We start from the raw sequence: 19062 nt of genomic DNA, 5'->3' as shown, positions 1-19062 counted from the left end.
TAACTCTATGTTAACCCTTTTGATTTAAAAGCACTTTTATGTTAAGTTTCTGGTTGGTAGACCGACGAATATTGTTCGTATTTTTGCAGTGTTATGAGCAGTACAAAGAAAAAAGTAGTAGTAGGACTTTCTGGTGGAGTAGATTCTAGTGTAACCGCATACCTATTAAAGGAGCAAGGGTACGAGGTTATTGGCCTGTTCATGAAGAATTGGCACGATGATTCTGTGACCATTTCTGATGAGTGTCCTTGGTTAGAAGACAGTAATGATGCCCTAATTGTAGCAGATAAATTGGGGATACCTTTTCAAACCGTAGATTTAAGCAAGCAGTACAAAGAACGTATTGTGGATTATATGTTCCGTGAGTACGAAATGGGGCGAACACCCAACCCAGATGTACTTTGTAATCGGGAGATTAAGTTTGATGTTTTTCTAAAAATAGCCTTAGACCTAGGGGCAGACTTTGTGGCTACCGGGCATTATTGCCGTAAAGGCACATTTGTTAATAAAGAAGGTAAAGAGGTACATCAACTATTGGCAGGTATAGATGGTAATAAAGACCAGTCTTATTTTTTGTGCCAACTCTCTCAAGAGCAATTGAGTAAAACGCTATTTCCTATTGGGCATCTTACTAAACCCGAAGTGCGTAAAATTGCAGCAGAAAACGATTTGATTACTGCAGATAAAAAAGATTCTCAAGGCCTTTGCTTTATTGGTAAGGTACGCTTGCCAGACTTTTTACAACAACAGCTAAAACCTAAAAAAGGAGTTATTGTAGAGGTGCCTAAAGATGCTGAACAGTATCAGCTAACACAACCAGTGTTTAGTAACAAAACAGAGGAACTTGCCTTTAAAGCTCAAAAGCCGCAATATGCTATAACAGATGGCAAGGTGGTTGGGGAACATATAGGTGCCCATTTTTTTACCATAGGTCAACGCAAAGGATTGGATGTTGGTGGTACTAAAGAACCTTTGTTTGTAGTAGAGACAGATGTGCAGGAGAATATCATTTTTACGGGTCAGGGTAAAAACCATCCAGGATTATTTAGGAGTACATTGTTTGTTAGTGATGCAGAACTGCATTGGGTTAGAGAAGACATGCGGCTAGAATTAGATGGTACTTTAGAAGTGATGGCGCGCATTAGGTATAGACAGCCTTTGCAAAAAGCTAAATTGTATAAGGCAGAAGGGGGTTTGTATGTAGATTTTGAAGCACCGCAATCTGCGATAACTGAGGGGCAGTTTGTGGCCTGGTATATAAATGAAGAGTTAATAGGCTCTGGAGTTATTTCTTAAACTATGACAAATAGGATTACCCAACTTTTTAATATTCAATATCCCATTGTACAAGGAGGGATGATATGGGCTAGTGGTTATAAGCTTGCTGCAGCAGTTTCTAATGCTGGTGGTTTGGGGCTTATTGGAGCAGGCAGCATGTATCCAGAGGTATTGTTAGAACATATTCAAAAATGTAAAAAAGCCACCAATAAACCCTTTGGTGTAAATATACCCATGCTGTATCCAGATTTGGATAAACTCATGGAAATAATCATGAAAGAAGGAGTGAAAATAGTTTTCACTTCTGCTGGTAATCCTAAAGTTTGGACGCCTATTTTAAAGGAAAAAGGAATTACCGTGGTACATGTAGTGAGCAGTCTAAAATTTGCACTTAAGGCACAAGAAGCGGGTGTAGATGCGGTGGTTGCAGAAGGTTTTGAGGCAGGCGGCCATAATGGTAGGGAAGAAACTACAACAATGGTACTTATCCCTACGGTAAAAGAAAAATTGCAAATTCCCTTGCTTGCTGCAGGTGGTATTGCTACAGGGCGCCAGATGTTAGCGGCTATGGCTTTAGGTGCTGACGGGGTGCAAATTGGTAGTAGGTTTGTAGCCAGTATAGAAGCATCTTCTCATACCGCATTTAAGGAGCAAGTAGTGGCTGCAAAAGAGGGGGCAACTCAGCTAACTTTAAAAGAATTAGCGCCTGTACGTTTGCTTAAAAATAAATTTTATGAAGATGTGCAAAATGCTTACGCTCAAGGTGCTTCGGTAGCCGATTTAAAAGCAGTTTTAGGAAGAGCTAGGGCTAAAAAAGGTATGTTTTTAGGAGATTTAGAAGAGGGCGAATTAGAAATAGGGCAGACTTCTGCCTTAATACACGATATTTTGCCCGTTGCAAAAATTATGGAACGGTTACTAACGGAATTTGAAGAAGAAAAGAAACGCTTGACTCAGATAGCCTTTTCTTAAACTGGTATACCTCTAAGCTTTTATATCTTTGCCATCATGAGTAGAATTATAACCATATTTCTATTATGTTGCTTTTTTAAGACCCATGCACAAATAGAGAATGACAAAGCATTACATTTTTTAGGTGGTAACTTATACGGACTGGCAGGTGCAGGGATTGCAAAACAAATATCTAAAGGAGACCGTTTTTGGACGTTTGCTGGTGCGGTTGGGGGCAGTGCTCTAATTGGTCTTGGTAAAGAAGCTATTGATTCTGGTAAAGGCGGTTCTGGTTGGGACAATGATGATTTGTTAGCAACAGTTCTAGGCGGACTTACTGTAGGGGTTACCATTGATATTTTTACAGACCACAAGAAAAAACGAAAGTTACCTACAAATAAGGCTGCAAATAAGGTGGGCTACGTGCCAGAAATAAATGCTAAAAATTTCACCAACGCGCCAATTCCTTCTCTTAGCCAGTTAACATACCCATTTGTATACTAAAGGGTTAATGGTCTGTTTAATTGGTAATAAGCCTTACATTTATAGCAGTTCTCCCGTGTTTTGTACCTAAAAAGCTAGCAATATGCAGAAAGCAACTACCATTCAACAAGTTTTGCAGCAGTTAGATGTAATCATTGCAGAAAGTATACAAGAGAATAATTCTATAGGCTTGTTCGCCTATGTATACATGCGTACTACGGCAGAAATTGCTAAAGAATTGGCCTTAGGCAACTTTGAGAACGGCCAACGATTAGAGCGTATGGACGTCGCCTTTGCTAATTTATATTTAGATGCTTACAAGGCCTACAAAAATGGTTTAGCCGTGAGCAAGGCTTGGGCAATTGCTTTCTCTAATGCAGCTCAACCCTTAACTGTTTTACAGCATATAATGTTGGGGATGAATGCGCATATTAATTTGGATTTAGCTATTGCAACTGCAACCAGCATGGAGAACCAAGATATTAAAGCTATTGAGAATGATTTTAATAAAGTAAATGATATTCTCTTTCAAATTACAGATGAATTACAAGAACGCCTAGGGCGAGTTTCTCCTTTACTTTTTGTTCTAGACTTATTAGGACGAAATAACGATGAAAAGATTATCGACTTCAGCATGAGAAAAGCGAGACAACAAGCGTGGAATGCAGCCAATCTACTCTGGTCTCTTGGTCCAGAGTATAACCAACAAGCAATAGAAAATTTAGATATTTTGATAGAAAGACTTGGTGCTAAATTGGCTAACCCGCCATCAGTCTTAGTTAAATATGCATTAAAACTAATTCAAAAGTTTGAAAAAGATGAAGTGGGTGTGATTATTACAAAGCTTTCTGCAGACCAGTAAAAAAAGTCTCCAACACTTATAATAAACCTCTAGCTTTTATTTCCAGATACTTATTAATAGTGTTAACGGTGAGTTCTTCTGGCTTAGTTAACAAAGTTTGTATACCATGTTTTCTTAACTCATTTACAATTAATTTTTTCTCGTAAATAAACTTTTCTGCAATGGTTTGTTCAAAAATTTGATGCACATTTTTAGCTTTCTTAGTAATAAATTCTTCAAGCTCTGTATTTTCAAAAAAGATAACTACCAGTAAGTGATGTTTGGCTATGGCTTGCAGGTAGGGTAATTGCCTGTGCAAGGCATCCATGGTTTCAAAATTGGTATATAAAAGCAGTAAACTTCGCTGATTTAAATTGCGTTTTACATCTATATATAATCGGCTAAAATCACTTTCTAAAAATTCTGTATCTAAATTGTATAAGGTTTCTAGAATTAGATTCATCTGAGCACTCCTACGGTCTGCCACTACGCGGTTTTCTACTTTGGTATTGAAAGAAAACATGCCTGCTTTATCCTGTTTTTTTATGGCGATATTGCTAATTACTAAAGTGGCATTTATTGCATAATCTAATAATGATAAGTGATTAAAAGGCATCTGCATTACACGCCCTTTGTCTATTACAGAATAAATGGGCTGAGATTTTTCGTCTTGGTATTGATTAACCATGAGCTGATTGTGCTTGGCAGTGGCTTTCCAATTAATGTTTCTAATATCATCACCACGAACGTATTCCTTAATCTGTTCAAATTCCATAGTATGGCCAATACGTCTTATTTTTTTTAAGCCATACTCAAACAATCTGTTACTAAACGCCATTAAATCGTACTTACGTAGCTGTAAAAAGGAAGGATATACTGGAACTTCGGCCACATTGTCAAATTGAAATTTTCGCGATAGCAAACCTAAAGGAGAAGAGGCAAAAGCATTAATAGCTCCAAAAGAATATGTGCCCCGCTCTGTTGGTCTTAGGGTATATTCGTACGTTTTTGTTTCACCCTTCTCTAATTTACTTTGGTACTCAAAATCACGTTTCTGAAATTGAAACGGAATTTCATCTATCAATTTAAGTGTGGCTTTAAATAAATACCCATTGGTAATTTTAATGCTAATTGGATTTTCATCACCGTTAGATAGTTTGTCTGGTACAATCCGGTTTCCCTCAAATTTACCTTTGCTTAAAAATAGCAAGATAAAGTCTACCAAAAGGGCTAAAACAAAGAGGTAAAATAGTAATTGTATACTGCTTAAAAGATTACCATAAACAAAAGCCACCATAAAGGCTAGGGTAAACAGCCCTAAAGCAATAAAAAAACGCGGGTTTAAGTATGTATTTTTAAAGAATTGTTTCAAACTATTATCTTGGAATTTCTATGGATTCTATTAACTGAGCTACCATTTTATCTGGTGTTAAACCTTCCATTTCTCTTTCTGGTGTTAGAATAATACGATGCGCTAAAATAGCAGGAGCTACTTTTTTAATATCTTCTGGAGTTATAAAATCCCGGCCATTAATAGCGGCTAAGGCTTTTGAAGCATCCAAGATGGCTATTGAAGCTCTAGGAGATGCTCCTAAATACAAGTTAGCATTGGTACGAGTGGCATTAACCAACTCTGCTATGTAGCGGATAAGGTTATCTTCTACAATTATTTCTTTAATGGTTTCTTGGTACTCAGCTATTTCCTGAGCAGTAAGTACAGCTTGTATTAAATCTTCTTGGTTTTTTGTTTTCTGCTCATGTTTACTCATAAGTATAGTTACCTCTTCTTCTAAAGAAGGGTAATCCACATTTATTTTAAAAAGAAAGCGGTCTAACTGCGCTTCTGGTAAGCGATAAGTGCCTTCTTGCTCTACAGGGTTTTGAGTGGCAAAAACTAAAAAGGGTGGTTGCATAGTATATGCAGCGCCGTCTATGGTAATTTGGCGTTCTGCCATAGCCTCAAATAAAGCTGCTTGTGTTTTTGCAGGGGCACGATTAATCTCATCTATCAAAACAAAATTGGAAAATAAAGGCCCTTTTTTAAATTCGAACTCAGAAGTTTTTACGTTGAAAATAGAAGTACCTAGAATATCACTAGGCATTAAATCTGGAGTAAACTGAATTCTATTAAATTCCACATCCATACTCTTTGCTAATAATTTTGCAGTTACCGTTTTGGCTACTCCTGGGACACCTTCTATAAGGCTATGACCGTTAGCAAGGATTGAAATGATTAGCAATTCTATCATTTGTTCTTGCCCAATAATTACTTTGCCTAATTCTAATTTTATACGCTCAACAGCATCTTGTAGTTTGGTTAAATCTACACGATTGTTGAATTCCATTGGACTCTCATTAACGCTATTTTCTTCCATTGTTACTGCTTAAAGGCGGTTAGTTTTTTATTTAATGCAACCAAATCATCTTCGGAATGCATAGTTTTTTTATTAAGGTAATTTATATAGTCTATTAGCTCTTTTATTTCTTCTTTGCTTTTGCCAGATTTGCCAGATAGTACCATTATGCTTTTATGATCTAGCACCGTGGTGTCCATAAAATATCTACTTCTTAAATGGGCCAAAAAGTAGTTAAGTTTTTTCTGAATTAAATTCGTATAATCTTTATTTTGATAATACAATGCACCCACCGTTCTAGCAAAGGATACCGATGTATTTTCTTTTGGTGTGATGATAGGAATAATGCGTTGCTCTCTTTTGGCCTTAAAAATCATAAATAATAGCAATCCACTAACTACTAAATAGTAGGCCCATTTTAAAGCCTCTTCATTTAAGACGAAGCGTAGGGGAGAACTCACTACTTTGCGGCCTGCTTTTTTAAAATTATCCCAGTATAGTTTATCGTCTTTTAAATAAGAAAAGGTTTGTGCTATATAGTCTTTATTACCTTGTTTTAGGTAATAGTTGGTATAAGCTTGTGGTATGGTATTGATGTAGAAAGCACCTTTACCAAAAGTGGTTTTAATAAAATTGACTTCATGATGTTCATTGTGTTTATTTACATCTAAATAATCCTCAGTTTTATAATCTACATAGCCCAATACCGTAGTGTTAGCGGTGTCTACACTAGTAAAGTGAGACTTATCATAACCTCTAGAAAAATAGAATGGTTTTTTAAATTTTGGATGGGTTAAACTTACCTTTACGGTATCTTCTTGCAGTCCGTAATCACTTTCTACGGTAATGTTTAAGGTATCTGCCAAAAAGTAACTAAAAGAATTTGCAGCAAGAAAAACGGTGTTCCCCTTTGCCACATATTCCAAAAGTTTATTGGTTTCTTGTTGGTCTAAACTAACATGTCCGTTGATAAGCATATAATTACTAGTAGCATAATCTTCTGGTAAGTTGTATATAAAATCATACACCGATTCTTCTACCGTTTCTATTTCAGAATCAGGAAAAAGGGTTCCTAATTCTTTAAAAAGGATATGGCATCCAAACGGTATTTTATCCGTTTGGGTATAAGAAGGTCTCCAATTTAAAGGTCTTGGTTTTACAATTTCTGTGATGATAATGCCTAAGAATACCGCAAAGAACAAACCTATTATAATTTTAGAACGTTTATCCATAGTTTATTGCGGAATAATTTGGTTAATACTATGGAACTTTTTGGCAACGGATTGATAACCATCATGGTCTATATACTGTTCACCATACCAAATATAGTCGTATAAATAGGCTAACTCAGAAAAGCCTGCCTTTAATCGTGCTTCTTTAATTTCTATACGGTAGTCGGCATTGGTTTTTTCAAAATGCCAGTCTATTAATTCGCGCTGCGATAACGTTTTTAAAAACCTTAAAAAGTGATATCTAATAGCTAAGCGGTAATCATTGGCGGCAATGGCTTTTTTAAGCAAAACATCAAAATCTAAGGTTTCTATATGCTGTTCTGCCAATTCAATGTCATGTAAAGCACGAGCTTTTTTTATAAAAATGGTGTTGAATTTCTCATTTATAAACAATCTTACGAATAGATAAATAATTAGAGCTCCCATTAAGACATAGACGCTAATTTCCATAAACTTGTAAAATTCTGGAGAAATATCAATTCCAAAATTATCTTGCAACCAGCCTTCTAACCATCTAAAAAATCGGTCTAAAAAATTCTGTGATTCTCCTGTTTTTATAGAATAATCAAATTCTTCACCGTTGTATTTGCTATCTATATCTGTAGGTAACTCGCGCAGCATTATGAGCTCCCCAGTATCTTCTTTTAAGCGTAGGGAGTCTTGTTCTATTTGAGCGTTACCCAATAGAAAACAAAAACTACTAATAATTAGGAATAATTTACGCATCTAAATGTTCTCCTATTTGTTCTATGCGTTTACGGGTGTTAGTATTATACGTCTTTTCGTGTAGCGTATAGTATAGAAATCCATTTACCAATTGCGATAAACTTTGGCCGTAAATCATTATTCCCAAAAATAAAGAAAGCGATAAGGTATATATTACCGTGGCTACCACATTAGAGGTAAGACTAACTTCGTTCTCTACGACATGGAATGTATACACTCCAAAAATTACTCCAGGGACAAAAGAAGCTAATCCTAGCAGTATGGTGATTAATAGTCCCATTACAAGATTAACCCCAACAGATTTCCAGAAACTTTTAGTAACTAAATTCCATCCTTCTCCCAATGATTCTACCACCCCTTTGTTATTCTGTAACATTTCAAAAAAGGAGACTCCTAACCAAGATGCTAAAAAAAACTGTAAAATATATTGCGCAAACATGCCTAAAATGGGAATCAAAGCAAATAATACAGAGATAATTAAAAAGCCAAAATAAATGGCTACTAACAGCAATACAAAAAGTACACTCTTGCCAATATTCCCCTTAAAATACAACCAAATATCTTTTTTTGTGAACGCGTTGGTAGGGTCTTTATCATATAAAATCATAAAGCTAGTAGCAAGACCATAATTAAGAACTCCTAAAATCACAAAGATGATGAAATATAAGCCCATACCAATAAAGAAAATCATCCAATAGGTATCATCATCATTGCTAACCGCACCTAAAAAAGATGAGTTTTCATTAGAGGCAATTAATCCAAGAATACCAGAAACTAGTACATAACTCGTGATTACGATACCAATAAAAAAGATACCGTTATAGCTAATAAATGTGTTTGTGAACTTTTTTATATTTTGCTTAAAAAAATCAAAGTAATCTGTGATAATATCACCGAACTCCCTATTAATTCGTAATTCTATGTAATTTTTTATCATTAAGTTTTTTTAAATAAATAGGATATAGAATGTAATAAAATATGATTAGCACTGCAGATGAGCCTATAATTAAAAAGGCCAGCCAGTTAGGCATGTTGGTGTATCTAGTAATGAATCCCTCTATAAACCCAGCAATAATAAAAAATGGTATAGTACTAACGACTACTTTTAGACCATCTTTAGCCCCTTTCATAAAAGAAACCCGTCTAGCATAGGTTTTAGGAAAAAGTATACTATTACCCATGATGATACCTGCACAGCCAGCTATTACAATTACAGATATTTCTATAGTTCCGTGTAGCCAAATTTGTTTATTAGCTTCAAAGAATACCCCTTTGGTATAAAAAAAGGTTATAAAAGCACCTAACATTATACCATTTTGGAATAAGATATAAACAGTGCCAATACTGGTAATTACGCCAAATGCAAAAGCTAAAAAGCCTACGCGTATATTGTTGATAGTGATACCTAAAAACGACCCAATTTCACTACCACCTTTGTAAATGGCAGCAGGGTCTCCGTTAGCAATGTTATTTAATGTCTCGTTTACATAGGCATCGCCCAAAATTAGGCGAACAAAGCTAGAATCGTTTAAAGCAGAAATACTACCAATAGCAGTAGCTAAGGCAAAGATTAAAAACGTGACGAGGAGGGTTTTGTGGTATTGCACAAAAAATAATGGAAACTCGTAAGCCCAGAAATCTACAATACGGTTGCTACTCTCTTTTTTATTCTTATAAATCTTTTGATGTGCTTGGGAAGCTAAGGAGTTTAAATACAATAAAGTCTTACTTTCTGCGTAATAGGTTTGCGCATAAGCTAAATCGTTGGTTAATTGTATGTATCCGTCGGCAAGGTCATCTGGATTAGGATTTATACCTCCATTTAGGGCTTTTTCAAAAGCAATCCATTTTTCCTTATTTTGCTTAACAAAAGCAGCTTCGCGCATAAAAGAGTATTACAATTGTTAAATTAAATTTTTAATGAGCAATCTCCAAATCAATACAACGCAAAATGTTAATTTAAATTATAAGATAGTTAGCATTGGCGAAAGAATAATAGCATTTTTAATAGATGGTTTTATTCTATATCTCTATGCTATTTTAGTGAGTTTTATTGGGGATGCAATAGGTTACATTTATGAAGATAGGTGGACTCAAAGAGGGCTCGTTGCATTAATATTTTTACCAGCTATGGGGTACAGTTTATTTATGAACGCGCTATTTAATGGCCGTACAGTGGGTAAAATGTTACTTAAAATGCGGGTGGTTAAAGTAGATGGCTCTCCTGTGCATTGGAGTAATTATTTAGTACGATGGATGCTGAGGTTGGTAGATATTTATCTGTTTATAGGTTCTGTGGGTATTCTTAGTATTTTGTTTACAGATAAGAGACAACGTTTAGGAGATGCTGCAGCGGGTACAGTGGTGATAAGTACTAAGAATAAAACTAAAGTGAGCCATACCATTTTGGAAGATGTAGCAGAAGATTATATACCTACTTTTACCAATGTAACTATGTTGACAGATAAAGACGTGAGATTGATAAAAGATACTTTTAGAATTGCTAAAAAAAGTAACGATTATAAAACTTTAACAGCGCTTAGAGTTAAAGTTGATAGTATTTTGCATACCAATTCTGAGTTGTACGATGTGCAGTATATAGATACCGTGCTAAAAGATTACAACTTTTATACCCAAAAATTGTAAGCTTGTTTTTACAAATTGTAGATGTTTTAGGAACTATTGCCTTTGCTATTTCTGGAGTGCTAATAGCAATGGATAAACGGTTAGATTTTTTTGGGGTGATGATTATTGGTTTTGTTACTGCCATTGGTGGCGGTACCTTACGCGATTTACTAATCGGGAATACACCCGTTCTTTGGATGCGAGATGCCAATTATATGATTATTATTAGTGCTACCGTAATCTTGGCAATTGTATTTGCTAAACAACTAAAATATCTGCGTAAATCTTTATTTCTGTTTGATACTATTGGTATAGGTCTTTACACTACAGTAGGCATAGAAAAGGGATTAGATGCGGGTTTATTACCTATTATCTGTATAGCTTTAGGAACAATTACAGCAAGTTTTGGTGGAGTAATAAGAGATATTCTTTGTAATGAGATACCAGTAATTTTCAGAAAAGAAATTTACGCTACGGCTTGTATACTAGGTGGTATAGCGTTTTTTCTATTTAGATTATTGCCAGTTGTAGATGTGTATGCCAATATTGCCGCAATTGTGGTTGTAATATTAGTCCGTTTGGTTGCAGTTCGCTTTAAAATATCTCTACCTAGTATTTACAGCGACTAGTCTATTACTTCTGCTTTTAAAATGTAAATGTTGCGCATAGGCCATTCACCACTGTCTATGGGAGTCTGGTTAATTTTATCTACTATATCCATACCTTCTATTACTTTTCCAAATGCTGTATAATCACCATCTAAGTGGTAAGAGCCAGGGTCGGTAACAACAATAAAAAATTCAAATGGGGAGGCCAATTTATGTGGATTATCCCTTTCACTACTTGGCATAGAGATGGTACCTCTGTGGTGTTTGTGTCCTTTTCTAGTGTCTGGCGGCAACAAATAACGCCCTATTTTACTTCGTTTACGACTTGTTCTTTTATCATCAGAATTGCCTCCTTGGATAATAAAATTAGGAACCACACGGTGAAATTGTGTGCTATCAAAGTACTTTTGCTTTGTTAGGTAAATAAAATTTGCTTTATGGTAGGGGACATTGTCATAGAGCTCAACCGTAAAACTGCCTTTAGTAGTGGTAATTTTCACTTTATTTTCTTTTAAATCTTTAGCATAATCAAAGAAAAAGTCAATTGCGTTTTCTTCTGTTAATTCAAAGGTATCTTGGGCTTTTTCCTTTTTATCTAAATACAGTTGTTTGGTTTTAGAGGAATCGGTATTTTTTATTGATGGTGAAGTGACGGTGTCTTTTTGGTTTTTTTTAGGAGCATCGTTACAGTGTGTAAACAAAATTAGTAGTAAACTTGTTGTGAGTGCAATTTTTAAAACGCGCATGAATTTTACTGATTTTCGTGAACAAGTTGTAAAAATAAAAAATCTGGATTTGCCTGCAGATGCTTCTCATGCCAAGATGGAGCCAGAAGTGCGTAAAAAAGTAAGGCAAATGCAGCAGGCTAAGCTAAAAGATGCTCGTAAGGCAGCAGTTATGGCTTTGTTTTACCCTAATCAAGAAGGACAAACGCACTTATTGTTAATTCTTAGGAAAACGTACAAAGGCGTACATTCTAATCAGATTGGGTTTCCTGGAGGCAAAGTGGAGCCCACAGATGCCAATTTATTAGCTACCGCTTTAAGAGAAACGGAGGAAGAAGTGGGGGTTAACCCCAAAGATGTGCAACTGATAAGACCGTTGTCTAAAATTTATATACCGCCTAGTAATTTTTTAGTACAACCGTATTTAGGGCTGTATGGAAAGCCTAAGCCTTTTGTGAAAGATGCTTACGAAGTAGAAGATTTAATAGAAGTTACTTTGGTAGATTTTATCAATGATAGCAATTTAATACAAGAAAAAATGAACACTTCTTACGGCTCAGATATTAGGGTACCTGCCTTTAAGTTAAATGGTTACACGGTTTGGGGTGCAACGGCAATGATGCTAAGTGAAATCAAAGACCTATTAAAGCAAGTGGTTTAGTCTCTATTTTGTATTTTAGCCTTTCTTAAAATGCCTATGGATATATTTAAATCTACTCCATTTGGACATAATTTGTTCCTAAAAAAATGGTTAATCCGCATCTTGGGATTCATCACCCACTCTAGATATAAGGGTTTTAACAAGTTAGAGATAGAAGGTTCAGAAGTTATCAGGGAATTACCAGAAACAGGGGTGCTGTTTGTAAGTAACCACCAAACCTATTTTGCAGATGTAGTGGCCATGTTTCATGTATTTAATGCGGCTCTAAGCGGCAGAGAAGATAATATTAAAAACGTAGCCTATTTATGGAAGCCTAAATTGAATTTTTACTATGTAGCGGCTAAAGAGACTATGAAAAAGAATTTGCTGGCTAAAATCTTGGCTTACGCAGGTTCTATTAGTATTGAGCGTACATGGCGTTCTGATGGGCAAGATGTAAAAAGACCTGTTAAATTTAGCGATATCTCTAATATTGGTACAGCTTTAGAAGATGGTTGGGTAATTACTTTTCCACAGGGTACTACCAAACCTTGGAAGCCCTTACGTAAAGGAACAGCTCACATCATAAAAAAATATAAGCCTATTGTAGTACCTGTTGTAATAGATGGTTTTAGGCGTTCTTTTGATAAAAAAGGGCTATACATTAAAAAGAAGGGAATTTTACAATCTATGATTATAAAAGAACCTCTTAACATAGATTATGATAATGAGAGTATTGACCAAATTATAGAAAAGTTAGAATATGCTATTGAGCAGCATCCTTCCTTTTTACGCGTAATTCCGCAAGAAGAATTGGCGGCTTATGAAGAAGACCACCAAAAGCGTAGGTATAGTTATAAGGGAGATTCTTAAACTTCTAATTTCTTTAACTCCTTGTAATTAATCAACAATCGTTTTAATAAAATACCATAAATTAAACGATAGAATAGCCATAGTGCGCCACCTAAAAGTATAAGGCAAACTACAATTAATACTGCCATTAAAACATAAATTAAAATGGGATTATCTCTAGCGGCTATATTTTCTTGTATAGATTTAAATTCTGGTTCGTAAAAGAACATTTCTAAAGAAATAATAATACCAGATAAAATAGCTATAGACATGCTGGCCCATACGTAATTGACCACCGTTTTCCTTGTTTTTAAAATCTTTTGCATTAATGCTTTAGCAGAATCGGTATTGTTAATTTGCTTGTAATTAAGGTAGAATTTTACCATAAAAAATAGCATTACCGCATAAGTTATTCCTTCTAAAACCCACGCTAGCGTTTCTGTATAAAGAAAGTTTTTATCTGTTTTAGATTCTTCAAGAGGCAATTGCCCAATTAAAATCCAAAAGAGAAATTCAGCAATACTTATGTAGAAAATCCATTTTACAATGGAGCTCGATTTTTTCAAAATCATTCTATAGATTTCGTCATAACTAAGTTTTGGCAGTTGGTCACTCTTTTTCTGCCAATCTTTTTTCAAAAGTTCCAATTCATCCATCATGGTCTAGGGATTTAAAATGGTCCTTAATTTGGTTTTCACTCTGTTCATCTTCACTCTTGCATTAACTTCACTAATGCCCAATGTATCTGCTATTTCCGCATAATTTTTATCTTCTAGATATAAAAACACCAAGGCCTTATCAATATCTCCAAGCTGTTTAATAGCATTGTACATAAGCTTTAATTGTTGTTCCTCCGTATCATCGTACTCATGAGCTTTAATCTTAAATATTACCGAATCATAATCCTGCGTTTTTACACGCTTTTTAGATTTTCTATACAGGGTAATAGCGGTATTTAAAGCAACTCTATACATCCACGTACTGAACTTAGCATCACCTCTAAACTTTGGGTATGCTTTCCAAAGTTGAATGGTAATCTCTTGGAACAAATCGTTATGGCTGTCCCTATCATTGGTATAGAGACTACACACTTTATGAACAATATTCTGATTGTTCTCTAGTTCCGTAACAAATTGATGTTCCAGTTCTTTTTTCACTAATGGTTGGGTAGTTGATTGCTTATTAGTTGCAAAAGTCAGCGTATTGTTACAAAAATTAATTACGATAATCCAAGGCAGGTGGTCGGTTGCCTAGTAAAGGTTTGTAAACAAAGTTGTTACCTCTTTTTTCTTTAAATTCATTTTTTGCTTTGGTAATAATTTCTGGAGAGTTAAAAAGCTCTAACGCAGTTAAGCTTATCGTTTTGGCAGCAATCATCATTCCTTTTATACCAATAGATGTTCCGCCGGCAGCTACAGCTTGCCAACTGTGAGCAGCTGTCCCAGGTACCCATGTGGCAGTGCTAAAACCAACTGTTGGTACCACAAAGCTTACATCACCAACATCTGTAGAACCATAAGCTCTGGCTTCTGTTTTATAGGGTTGTATGCTAAGGGCTATCTCTTCTTTTAATTCTTCCTGCCCTAAAGATTGGGATATTTCTTGAGCAAAAGCTTTTTCTTCTGAGGAATAAGTCATTCCACCTACTGCGCTTAATTTATCGTGTACTAATTTTTGTAGGGTAAGGTTTGGAAGCAATTCGTGCGTTCCGCCAATCATTTCATAGTCCATCGTAGTTCCTGTTCCTAGAGCGGCACCTTCTGCGGCCTTAACCATGCGGTCAAAAATTGAAACAACCACATCTCTATTACCGTGACGAGCGTAATAATAAACTTCTGCAAAATCAGGGACAACGTTAGGCGCTTTGCCACCATCTGTAATAACATAATGTATTCTAGCATCTTGCGGTATATGTTCTCGCATCATGTTAACCATTACATTCATGGCCTCTACGCCATCTAAAGCAGAACGCCCGCGTTCTGGAGCTCCAGCGGCATGAGCAGAAACACCATAAAACCTGAATTTAGCAGATTTGTTAGCTAGTGCTGCACCTGCACTAGCAGCATTCTGAGCGCCAGGGTGCCAATGTAAGGCAATATCTACATCATCAAAAACTCCAGAACGTACCATGTATACTTTACCAGAGCCACCTTCTTCTGCTGGGCAACCGTAGAAGCGTATTCGTCCCTTTTTTCTATTTGCTTTTAGCCAATTTTTAATTGCAACTGCGGCGGCTGTACTGGCGGTGCCAAATAAATGATGCCCGCAGGCATGACCAGCAACACCTCCAGCACTTTCTTTGGTAGGTATTGCTTTTTGGGATAACCCTGGGAGGGCATCAAACTCTCCTAAAATCGCAATAACAGGACCTTCCGTACCATATTCTGCCATAAATGCAGTTGGTATATCTGCAATGCCAGAAGTGATTTTAAACCCTTCCTTCTTTAACGTTTCTTGTAGTAATCCAGAGCTTTTTACTTCTTGATAGCCCATCTCTGCCCAATCCCATAGTTGCAAGGCAATTTTAGAATAGTCTTTAGTTTGTTGGTCTAATTGGTCAAGCAGTTTATCAGCCGATTCTTGTGCTTGTAAGAATAAGCCATTGAATATTAGTACTGCTATTAAAAACTTTTTCATAAAGTTGGTTTTGGTATAGGGTTTTAAAGATAATATAAAATATAGGCGTATGCTACACGTTAAGGAATGGCTTTATGCTTAAATTTGCGATACATGAGTTCAATGAATATTCCACAGTCTAGTTTTTCACGGGTAGTCATTATCGGTGGAGGATTTGCCGGTATTGCTCTGGCCAAGAAGTTAAGCAAACAAGAATTTCAGGTCGTGCTTTTAGATAAGCATAATTATCATACGTTTCAACCGCTATTATACCAAGTTTCCACGGGTGGTTTAGAACCAGATTCTATCGCTTACCCTATACGGAAAGTGCTGCAGGGGTATCCTAATTTTTATTTTAGACTGGCAGAGGTATTGAATATAAATACAGAGCGAAACATCATTGATACCAACATTGGACCATTAAAGTTTGACAAATTGGTGGTGGCTACGGGTACAGAAACCAATTTTTTTGGGAATGAAGAACTGGCACGCAATAGCATGTCCATGAAAACCATTCCACAATCCTTAAATCTCAGAAGCTTAATTTTAGAGAATTTTGAGCAAGCTTTGCTAACGGACGATTTACACGAAAGAGAAGCATTGATGAACTTTGTTATAGTTGGTGGTGGACCAACGGGAGTTGAACTTGCAGGTGCTTTAGCAGAAATTAAAAAGGGTATCTTACCAAAAGATTATCCTGATTTAGATACTCGGAGGGCACAAATAAATCTAGTGCAAAGTGGAGACCGCTTACTGCCAGCTATGAGCGAAATTGCCTCTAACAAGGCAGAAGATTTTTTAGAAGAATTGGGCGTTAACGTCTGGAAAAATCTAAGAGTAGCTAATTTTGATGGTAAAAAAGCAACAACGAACGGAGATACCATATTTGAAACCGAAACTTTGATATGGGCTGCGGGTGTAAAAGCGGTGACAATTCGTGGTTTGGATGGCGAAACTTTTGTTAGTCGCTCTAAAAGACTACTTGTTAACGAGTTTCATCAGGTTAAAGGTTTTGACCATATTTATGCCATTGGTGATGTAGCCCAAATGGAATCAGAAGATTACCCCAGAGGACACCCCATGATGGCGCAACCCGCAATGCAACAGGGCGAAAATTTAGGAGATAATCTGGTAGCTAGTCTAAAAGGAAAAACGCCAAAAGCGTTTTACTACAAAGATAAAGGTAGCATGGCTACTATTGGCAGAAACAAAGCGGTTGCAGATTTGCCAAAATTTAAGTTTCAAGGTGTATTTGCTTGGTTTGTGTGGATGTTTGTACATCTTTATTTCTTAATTGGGTTCAGAAATAGGGTAGTAGTATTTATCAATTGGGTATACAATTATATAAAGTTTGATAGGGAAGCACGTTTAATCATTCGTCCTTATAAACAACAATATAAAACAGACCGTTAATTTAATTTCTGGGATGATATTTTTCTAGGGTAGCACTTAAATGGGTGCGGTCTACATGCATATATACTTCTGTAGTAGTTATACTTTCATGACCTAACATTTGTTGTATAGCTCTTAAATCGGCACCATTTTCTAATAAATGAGTGGCAAAAGAATGCCTAAAAGTGTGTGGACTAATTACTTTATTAAGTCCAATTTTAGTAGCCAATTGTTTTATCAAGGTAAAAATCATGGCTCTAGTTAATTGTTTGCCTCTTCTGTTTAAAAATAAGATGTCTGAGTGTTCTGGGGCTATGGTTTGGTGCACTCGTACTTGGTCCGTATAAATGGTGATGAATTTCTTGTTGAGGTCACTTATGGGTACAACCCGTTGCTTGTCTCCTTTCCCCGTAACTTGAATAAAATCTTCATCAAAATAGCAGTCGGATAGTTTAAGGTTGACGAGCTCACTCACCCGTAATCCACAGCCATACAAGGTCTCTAAAATAGCTCTATTTCGTTCTCCTTGAGGATGACTTAAATCAATTGCGGCAATTAGCTTGTCAATCTCTTTTGTAGATAATGTATCTGGTAATTTTCTGCCAATTTTGGGAGCCTCTATCAAATCTGTGGGGTTGTCTGCTCTTAAATCTTCAAAAACCAAGTAATTAAAGAAACTTTTTAACCCAGAAATTATTCTTGCTTGCGTACGCTCATTGACTACTTTAGCAATGTCATAAATAAACTGTTTTACTTGGTCTTGGTGTATTAATACAGGGCTTACAGTCATTGCATTGTCTTGTAAGTAACGCATTAATTTTAAAACATCTAAGCTGTAATTCTCAACAGAATTAGTCGCTAATGCGCGTTCAATTTTCAGGTAATGTTGATAGTTATTTAAAGCAGTTTCCCATGTCATAATAGCAAATGTACATTCAAAACATAGGACTTAAAAATTATAAAATCTATACGTCTGTAGCTTTAAAAGTAGGTGTAATTACTGTTTTACAACAGAATAAGAGCATCTTACAACTAATTGTGGTGTGTAAACAAGAGATGCTAGAAATTGCAGTACAATTAACAATCAAACCATGAAGAAAAGAATTTTTTGTTTTGTCATTTTAGTATCAGCAATAGTTGCAGCACATGCACAAAAAGTAGACCGTTCCTTTTTTAAAGCTGGCTTACAGGTTTCTATGCCAATAGGTGATGCAGGCGATATTTCTAATTTTGGATTAGGAATAGATTTACAACAACATTACGGAGTGGATAAAATTTTGGATTTAGGATTCGCAACAGGATTTATAAACTATTTTGGTAAAACAGAGACCATTTCTGATGACTTTATAGAAGTAGAGGCAGATTTTCCTAATATTCAATATGTTCCGCTTGCAGGTTTGGTAAGACTTTACATTTCTAAAGGCGTTAATTTTGGCGCAGATGTAGGGTATGCACTGGGGCTAGATGAGATTTCTGAAGGTGGTTTTTACTACAGGCCAACTTTAAGTTTAGGGATGTCAGATACCTCCGCAGTAGAGTTCTCATACACGGGTATTTCTGATGATGCGGTGGACTGGTCTTCTGTAAATTTAAGTTTGGTTTTTCTATTTTAAGGACTAACTATAATAAATAAGAGTTGTAAGAGTTATGTCTTGTCCTGAAATAGGTTGACCATTTTTTTGAGATTAAATGGTTAAAAATTCCAGTTGTTTTTTATTTTTTCTGTACGATTTGTACGG

Annotated in this window: 21 protein-coding genes; 10 read left to right on the top strand and 11 right to left on the bottom strand. The window is 35.8% G+C overall.

The features are described from left to right. The first annotated feature begins 93 nt into the window (after positions 1 to 93). From mnmA to FBT53_RS15255, 4 genes are all read left to right on the top strand, one after another. Entirely contained in the window at positions 94 to 1296 is a 1203-nt protein-coding gene (gene mnmA / locus FBT53_RS15270; RefSeq protein ID WP_136952059.1) for a tRNA 2-thiouridine(34) synthase MnmA, read from the top strand. Between the two features lie 3 nt (positions 1297 to 1299). Beyond that, positions 1300 to 2250 carry a nitronate monooxygenase family protein gene (locus tag FBT53_RS15265; RefSeq protein WP_136952058.1) on the top strand — a complete coding sequence of 317 codons (951 nt, stop codon included), beginning with the start codon at positions 1300 to 1302 and terminating at the stop codon, positions 2248 to 2250. A 36-nt stretch (positions 2251 to 2286) separates the two neighbouring features. Continuing rightward, entirely contained in the window at positions 2287 to 2733 is a 447-nt protein-coding gene (locus FBT53_RS15260; protein WP_205729050.1) for a hypothetical protein, read from the top strand. 82 nt (positions 2734 to 2815) lie between these two features. After that, complete coding sequence (locus FBT53_RS15255) at positions 2816 to 3574, top strand: DUF5995 family protein (RefSeq protein ID WP_136952057.1); 759 nt, start codon at positions 2816 to 2818, stop codon at positions 3572 to 3574. Positions 3575 to 3590: 16 nt separating this feature from the next. Here FBT53_RS15255 and FBT53_RS15250 read toward each other — a convergent pair whose 3' ends face one another. From FBT53_RS15250 to FBT53_RS15225, 6 genes are read right to left on the bottom strand one after another with little or no spacing between them, the layout of a single operon-like run. Then, positions 3591 to 4925: a DUF58 domain-containing protein gene (locus FBT53_RS15250; protein WP_240729846.1), complete on the bottom strand. Its 1335-nt coding sequence runs from the start codon at positions 4923 to 4925 to the stop codon at positions 3591 to 3593. A 4-nt stretch (positions 4926 to 4929) separates the two neighbouring features. Then, positions 4930 to 5928, bottom strand: a complete 999-nt coding sequence (locus tag FBT53_RS15245; RefSeq protein WP_136952056.1) for a MoxR family ATPase — start codon at positions 5926 to 5928, stop codon at positions 4930 to 4932. A 2-nt stretch (positions 5929 to 5930) separates the two neighbouring features. Next, the gene (locus FBT53_RS15240) at positions 5931 to 7139 is read right to left on the bottom strand and encodes a DUF4350 domain-containing protein (RefSeq protein ID WP_136952055.1); all 1209 of its coding nucleotides are present in this window, start codon (positions 7137 to 7139) and stop codon (positions 5931 to 5933) included. A gap of 3 nt (positions 7140 to 7142) precedes the next feature. Beyond that, on the bottom strand, positions 7143 to 7865 hold the full coding sequence (locus tag FBT53_RS15235) for a DUF4129 domain-containing protein (protein WP_136952054.1): 723 nt from the start codon (positions 7863 to 7865) through the stop codon (positions 7143 to 7145). Further along, on the bottom strand, positions 7858 to 8802 hold the full coding sequence (locus tag FBT53_RS15230; RefSeq protein WP_136952053.1) for a hypothetical protein: 945 nt from the start codon (positions 8800 to 8802) through the stop codon (positions 7858 to 7860). Before FBT53_RS15230 ends, FBT53_RS15235 begins: the two co-directional genes overlap by 8 nt. Then, on the bottom strand, positions 8771 to 9751 hold the full coding sequence (locus FBT53_RS15225; protein ID WP_136952052.1) for a stage II sporulation protein M: 981 nt from the start codon (positions 9749 to 9751) through the stop codon (positions 8771 to 8773). The genes FBT53_RS15230 and FBT53_RS15225 overlap by 32 nt, the downstream gene beginning before the upstream one ends. 34 nt (positions 9752 to 9785) lie before the next feature. Between FBT53_RS15225 and FBT53_RS15220 the strand changes: the two genes are divergently transcribed. Together FBT53_RS15220 and FBT53_RS15215 are read left to right on the top strand one after the other, a co-directional pair. Continuing rightward, positions 9786 to 10511: an RDD family protein gene (locus FBT53_RS15220; RefSeq protein ID WP_136952051.1), complete on the top strand. Its 726-nt coding sequence runs from the start codon at positions 9786 to 9788 to the stop codon at positions 10509 to 10511. A gap of 2 nt (positions 10512 to 10513) precedes the next feature. Further along, a complete protein-coding gene (locus tag FBT53_RS15215; RefSeq protein WP_136952050.1) occupies positions 10514 to 11119 on the top strand; it encodes a trimeric intracellular cation channel family protein in 606 nt (201 codons plus the stop codon). Here the strand turns inward: FBT53_RS15215 and FBT53_RS15210 are convergent. Next, positions 11116 to 11844: a peptidylprolyl isomerase gene (locus tag FBT53_RS15210; protein WP_136952049.1), complete on the bottom strand. Its 729-nt coding sequence runs from the start codon at positions 11842 to 11844 to the stop codon at positions 11116 to 11118. The genes FBT53_RS15215 and FBT53_RS15210 overlap by 4 nt on opposite strands. Between FBT53_RS15210 and FBT53_RS15205 the strand changes: the two genes are divergently transcribed. Together FBT53_RS15205 and FBT53_RS15200 are read left to right on the top strand one after the other, a co-directional pair. Then, positions 11843 to 12484 carry a CoA pyrophosphatase gene (locus FBT53_RS15205; RefSeq protein WP_136952048.1) on the top strand — a complete coding sequence of 214 codons (642 nt, stop codon included), beginning with the start codon at positions 11843 to 11845 and terminating at the stop codon, positions 12482 to 12484. The two genes, FBT53_RS15210 and FBT53_RS15205, sit on opposite strands and share 2 nt — an antisense overlap. Before the next feature lie 36 nt (positions 12485 to 12520). Further along, a complete protein-coding gene (locus tag FBT53_RS15200; protein ID WP_136952047.1) occupies positions 12521 to 13336 on the top strand; it encodes a 1-acyl-sn-glycerol-3-phosphate acyltransferase in 816 nt (271 codons plus the stop codon). Here the strand turns inward: FBT53_RS15200 and FBT53_RS15195 are convergent. From FBT53_RS15195 to FBT53_RS15185, 3 genes are read right to left on the bottom strand one after another with little or no spacing between them, the layout of a single operon-like run. After that, positions 13333 to 13971: a hypothetical protein gene (locus FBT53_RS15195; RefSeq protein ID WP_136952072.1), complete on the bottom strand. Its 639-nt coding sequence runs from the start codon at positions 13969 to 13971 to the stop codon at positions 13333 to 13335. The genes FBT53_RS15200 and FBT53_RS15195 overlap by 4 nt on opposite strands. 6 nt (positions 13972 to 13977) lie before the next feature. Further along, entirely contained in the window at positions 13978 to 14472 is a 495-nt protein-coding gene (locus tag FBT53_RS15190) for an RNA polymerase sigma factor (RefSeq protein ID WP_136952046.1), read from the bottom strand. A 58-nt stretch (positions 14473 to 14530) separates the two neighbouring features. Continuing rightward, entirely contained in the window at positions 14531 to 15952 is a 1422-nt protein-coding gene (locus tag FBT53_RS15185; protein ID WP_136952045.1) for an amidohydrolase, read from the bottom strand. Between the two features lie 102 nt (positions 15953 to 16054). Between FBT53_RS15185 and FBT53_RS15180 the strand changes: the two genes are divergently transcribed. Continuing rightward, complete coding sequence (locus FBT53_RS15180; RefSeq protein WP_136952071.1) at positions 16055 to 17344, top strand: NAD(P)/FAD-dependent oxidoreductase; 1290 nt, start codon at positions 16055 to 16057, stop codon at positions 17342 to 17344. 1 nt (position 17345) lies between these two features. On the opposite strand, the gene xerA is transcribed toward FBT53_RS15180, so the two are convergent. Beyond that, positions 17346 to 18242 carry a site-specific tyrosine recombinase/integron integrase gene (gene xerA / locus FBT53_RS15175; RefSeq protein ID WP_136952044.1) on the bottom strand — a complete coding sequence of 299 codons (897 nt, stop codon included), beginning with the start codon at positions 18240 to 18242 and terminating at the stop codon, positions 17346 to 17348. 172 nt (positions 18243 to 18414) lie between these two features. Between xerA and FBT53_RS15170 the strand changes: the two genes are divergently transcribed. Further along, positions 18415 to 18936, top strand: a complete 522-nt coding sequence (locus tag FBT53_RS15170; protein ID WP_136952043.1) for a hypothetical protein — start codon at positions 18415 to 18417, stop codon at positions 18934 to 18936. The last annotated feature ends 126 nt before the right edge of the window (positions 18937 to 19062 follow it).

Origin of the sequence: Flavobacterium sp. ASW18X (genome assembly GCF_005144745.1) — a bacterium.
Lineage (GTDB): Bacteria > Bacteroidota > Bacteroidia > Flavobacteriales > Flavobacteriaceae > Croceivirga.
Note: the sequence above shows the minus strand (reverse complement) of the source record. Positions and strands in the feature narration are given on the sequence as shown.

Excerpts from the sequence above, each read along its gene's own strand:
- FBT53_RS15225 (WP_136952052.1), bottom strand. The coding sequence starts at position 9,751 with ATGCGCGAAGCTGCTTTTGTTAAGCAAAATAAGGAAAAATGGATTGCT.
- FBT53_RS15220 (WP_136952051.1), top strand. The coding sequence starts at position 9,786 with ATGAGCAATCTCCAAATCAATACAACGCAAAATGTTAATTTAAATTAT.
- mnmA (WP_136952059.1), top strand. The coding sequence starts at position 94 with ATGAGCAGTACAAAGAAAAAAGTAGTAGTAGGACTTTCTGGTGGAGTA.
- FBT53_RS15230 (WP_136952053.1), bottom strand. The coding sequence starts at position 8,802 with ATGATAAAAAATTACATAGAATTACGAATTAATAGGGAGTTCGGTGAT.
- FBT53_RS15235 (WP_136952054.1), bottom strand. The coding sequence starts at position 7,865 with ATGCGTAAATTATTCCTAATTATTAGTAGTTTTTGTTTTCTATTGGGT.
- FBT53_RS15205 (WP_136952048.1), top strand. The coding sequence starts at position 11,843 with ATGAATTTTACTGATTTTCGTGAACAAGTTGTAAAAATAAAAAATCTG.
- FBT53_RS15255 (WP_136952057.1), top strand. The coding sequence starts at position 2,816 with ATGCAGAAAGCAACTACCATTCAACAAGTTTTGCAGCAGTTAGATGTA.
- FBT53_RS15170 (WP_136952043.1), top strand. The coding sequence starts at position 18,415 with ATGAAGAAAAGAATTTTTTGTTTTGTCATTTTAGTATCAGCAATAGTT.
- FBT53_RS15265 (WP_136952058.1), top strand. The coding sequence starts at position 1,300 with ATGACAAATAGGATTACCCAACTTTTTAATATTCAATATCCCATTGTA.
- FBT53_RS15200 (WP_136952047.1), top strand. The coding sequence starts at position 12,521 with ATGGATATATTTAAATCTACTCCATTTGGACATAATTTGTTCCTAAAA.
- FBT53_RS15185 (WP_136952045.1), bottom strand. The coding sequence starts at position 15,952 with ATGAAAAAGTTTTTAATAGCAGTACTAATATTCAATGGCTTATTCTTA.
- FBT53_RS15180 (WP_136952071.1), top strand. The coding sequence starts at position 16,055 with ATGAATATTCCACAGTCTAGTTTTTCACGGGTAGTCATTATCGGTGGA.
- FBT53_RS15210 (WP_136952049.1), bottom strand. The coding sequence starts at position 11,844 with ATGCGCGTTTTAAAAATTGCACTCACAACAAGTTTACTACTAATTTTG.
- xerA (WP_136952044.1), bottom strand. The coding sequence starts at position 18,242 with ATGACATGGGAAACTGCTTTAAATAACTATCAACATTACCTGAAAATT.
- FBT53_RS15195 (WP_136952072.1), bottom strand. The coding sequence starts at position 13,971 with ATGGATGAATTGGAACTTTTGAAAAAAGATTGGCAGAAAAAGAGTGAC.
- FBT53_RS15240 (WP_136952055.1), bottom strand. The coding sequence starts at position 7,139 with ATGGATAAACGTTCTAAAATTATAATAGGTTTGTTCTTTGCGGTATTC.
- FBT53_RS15245 (WP_136952056.1), bottom strand. The coding sequence starts at position 5,928 with ATGGAAGAAAATAGCGTTAATGAGAGTCCAATGGAATTCAACAATCGT.
- FBT53_RS15260 (WP_205729050.1), top strand. The coding sequence starts at position 2,287 with ATGAGTAGAATTATAACCATATTTCTATTATGTTGCTTTTTTAAGACC.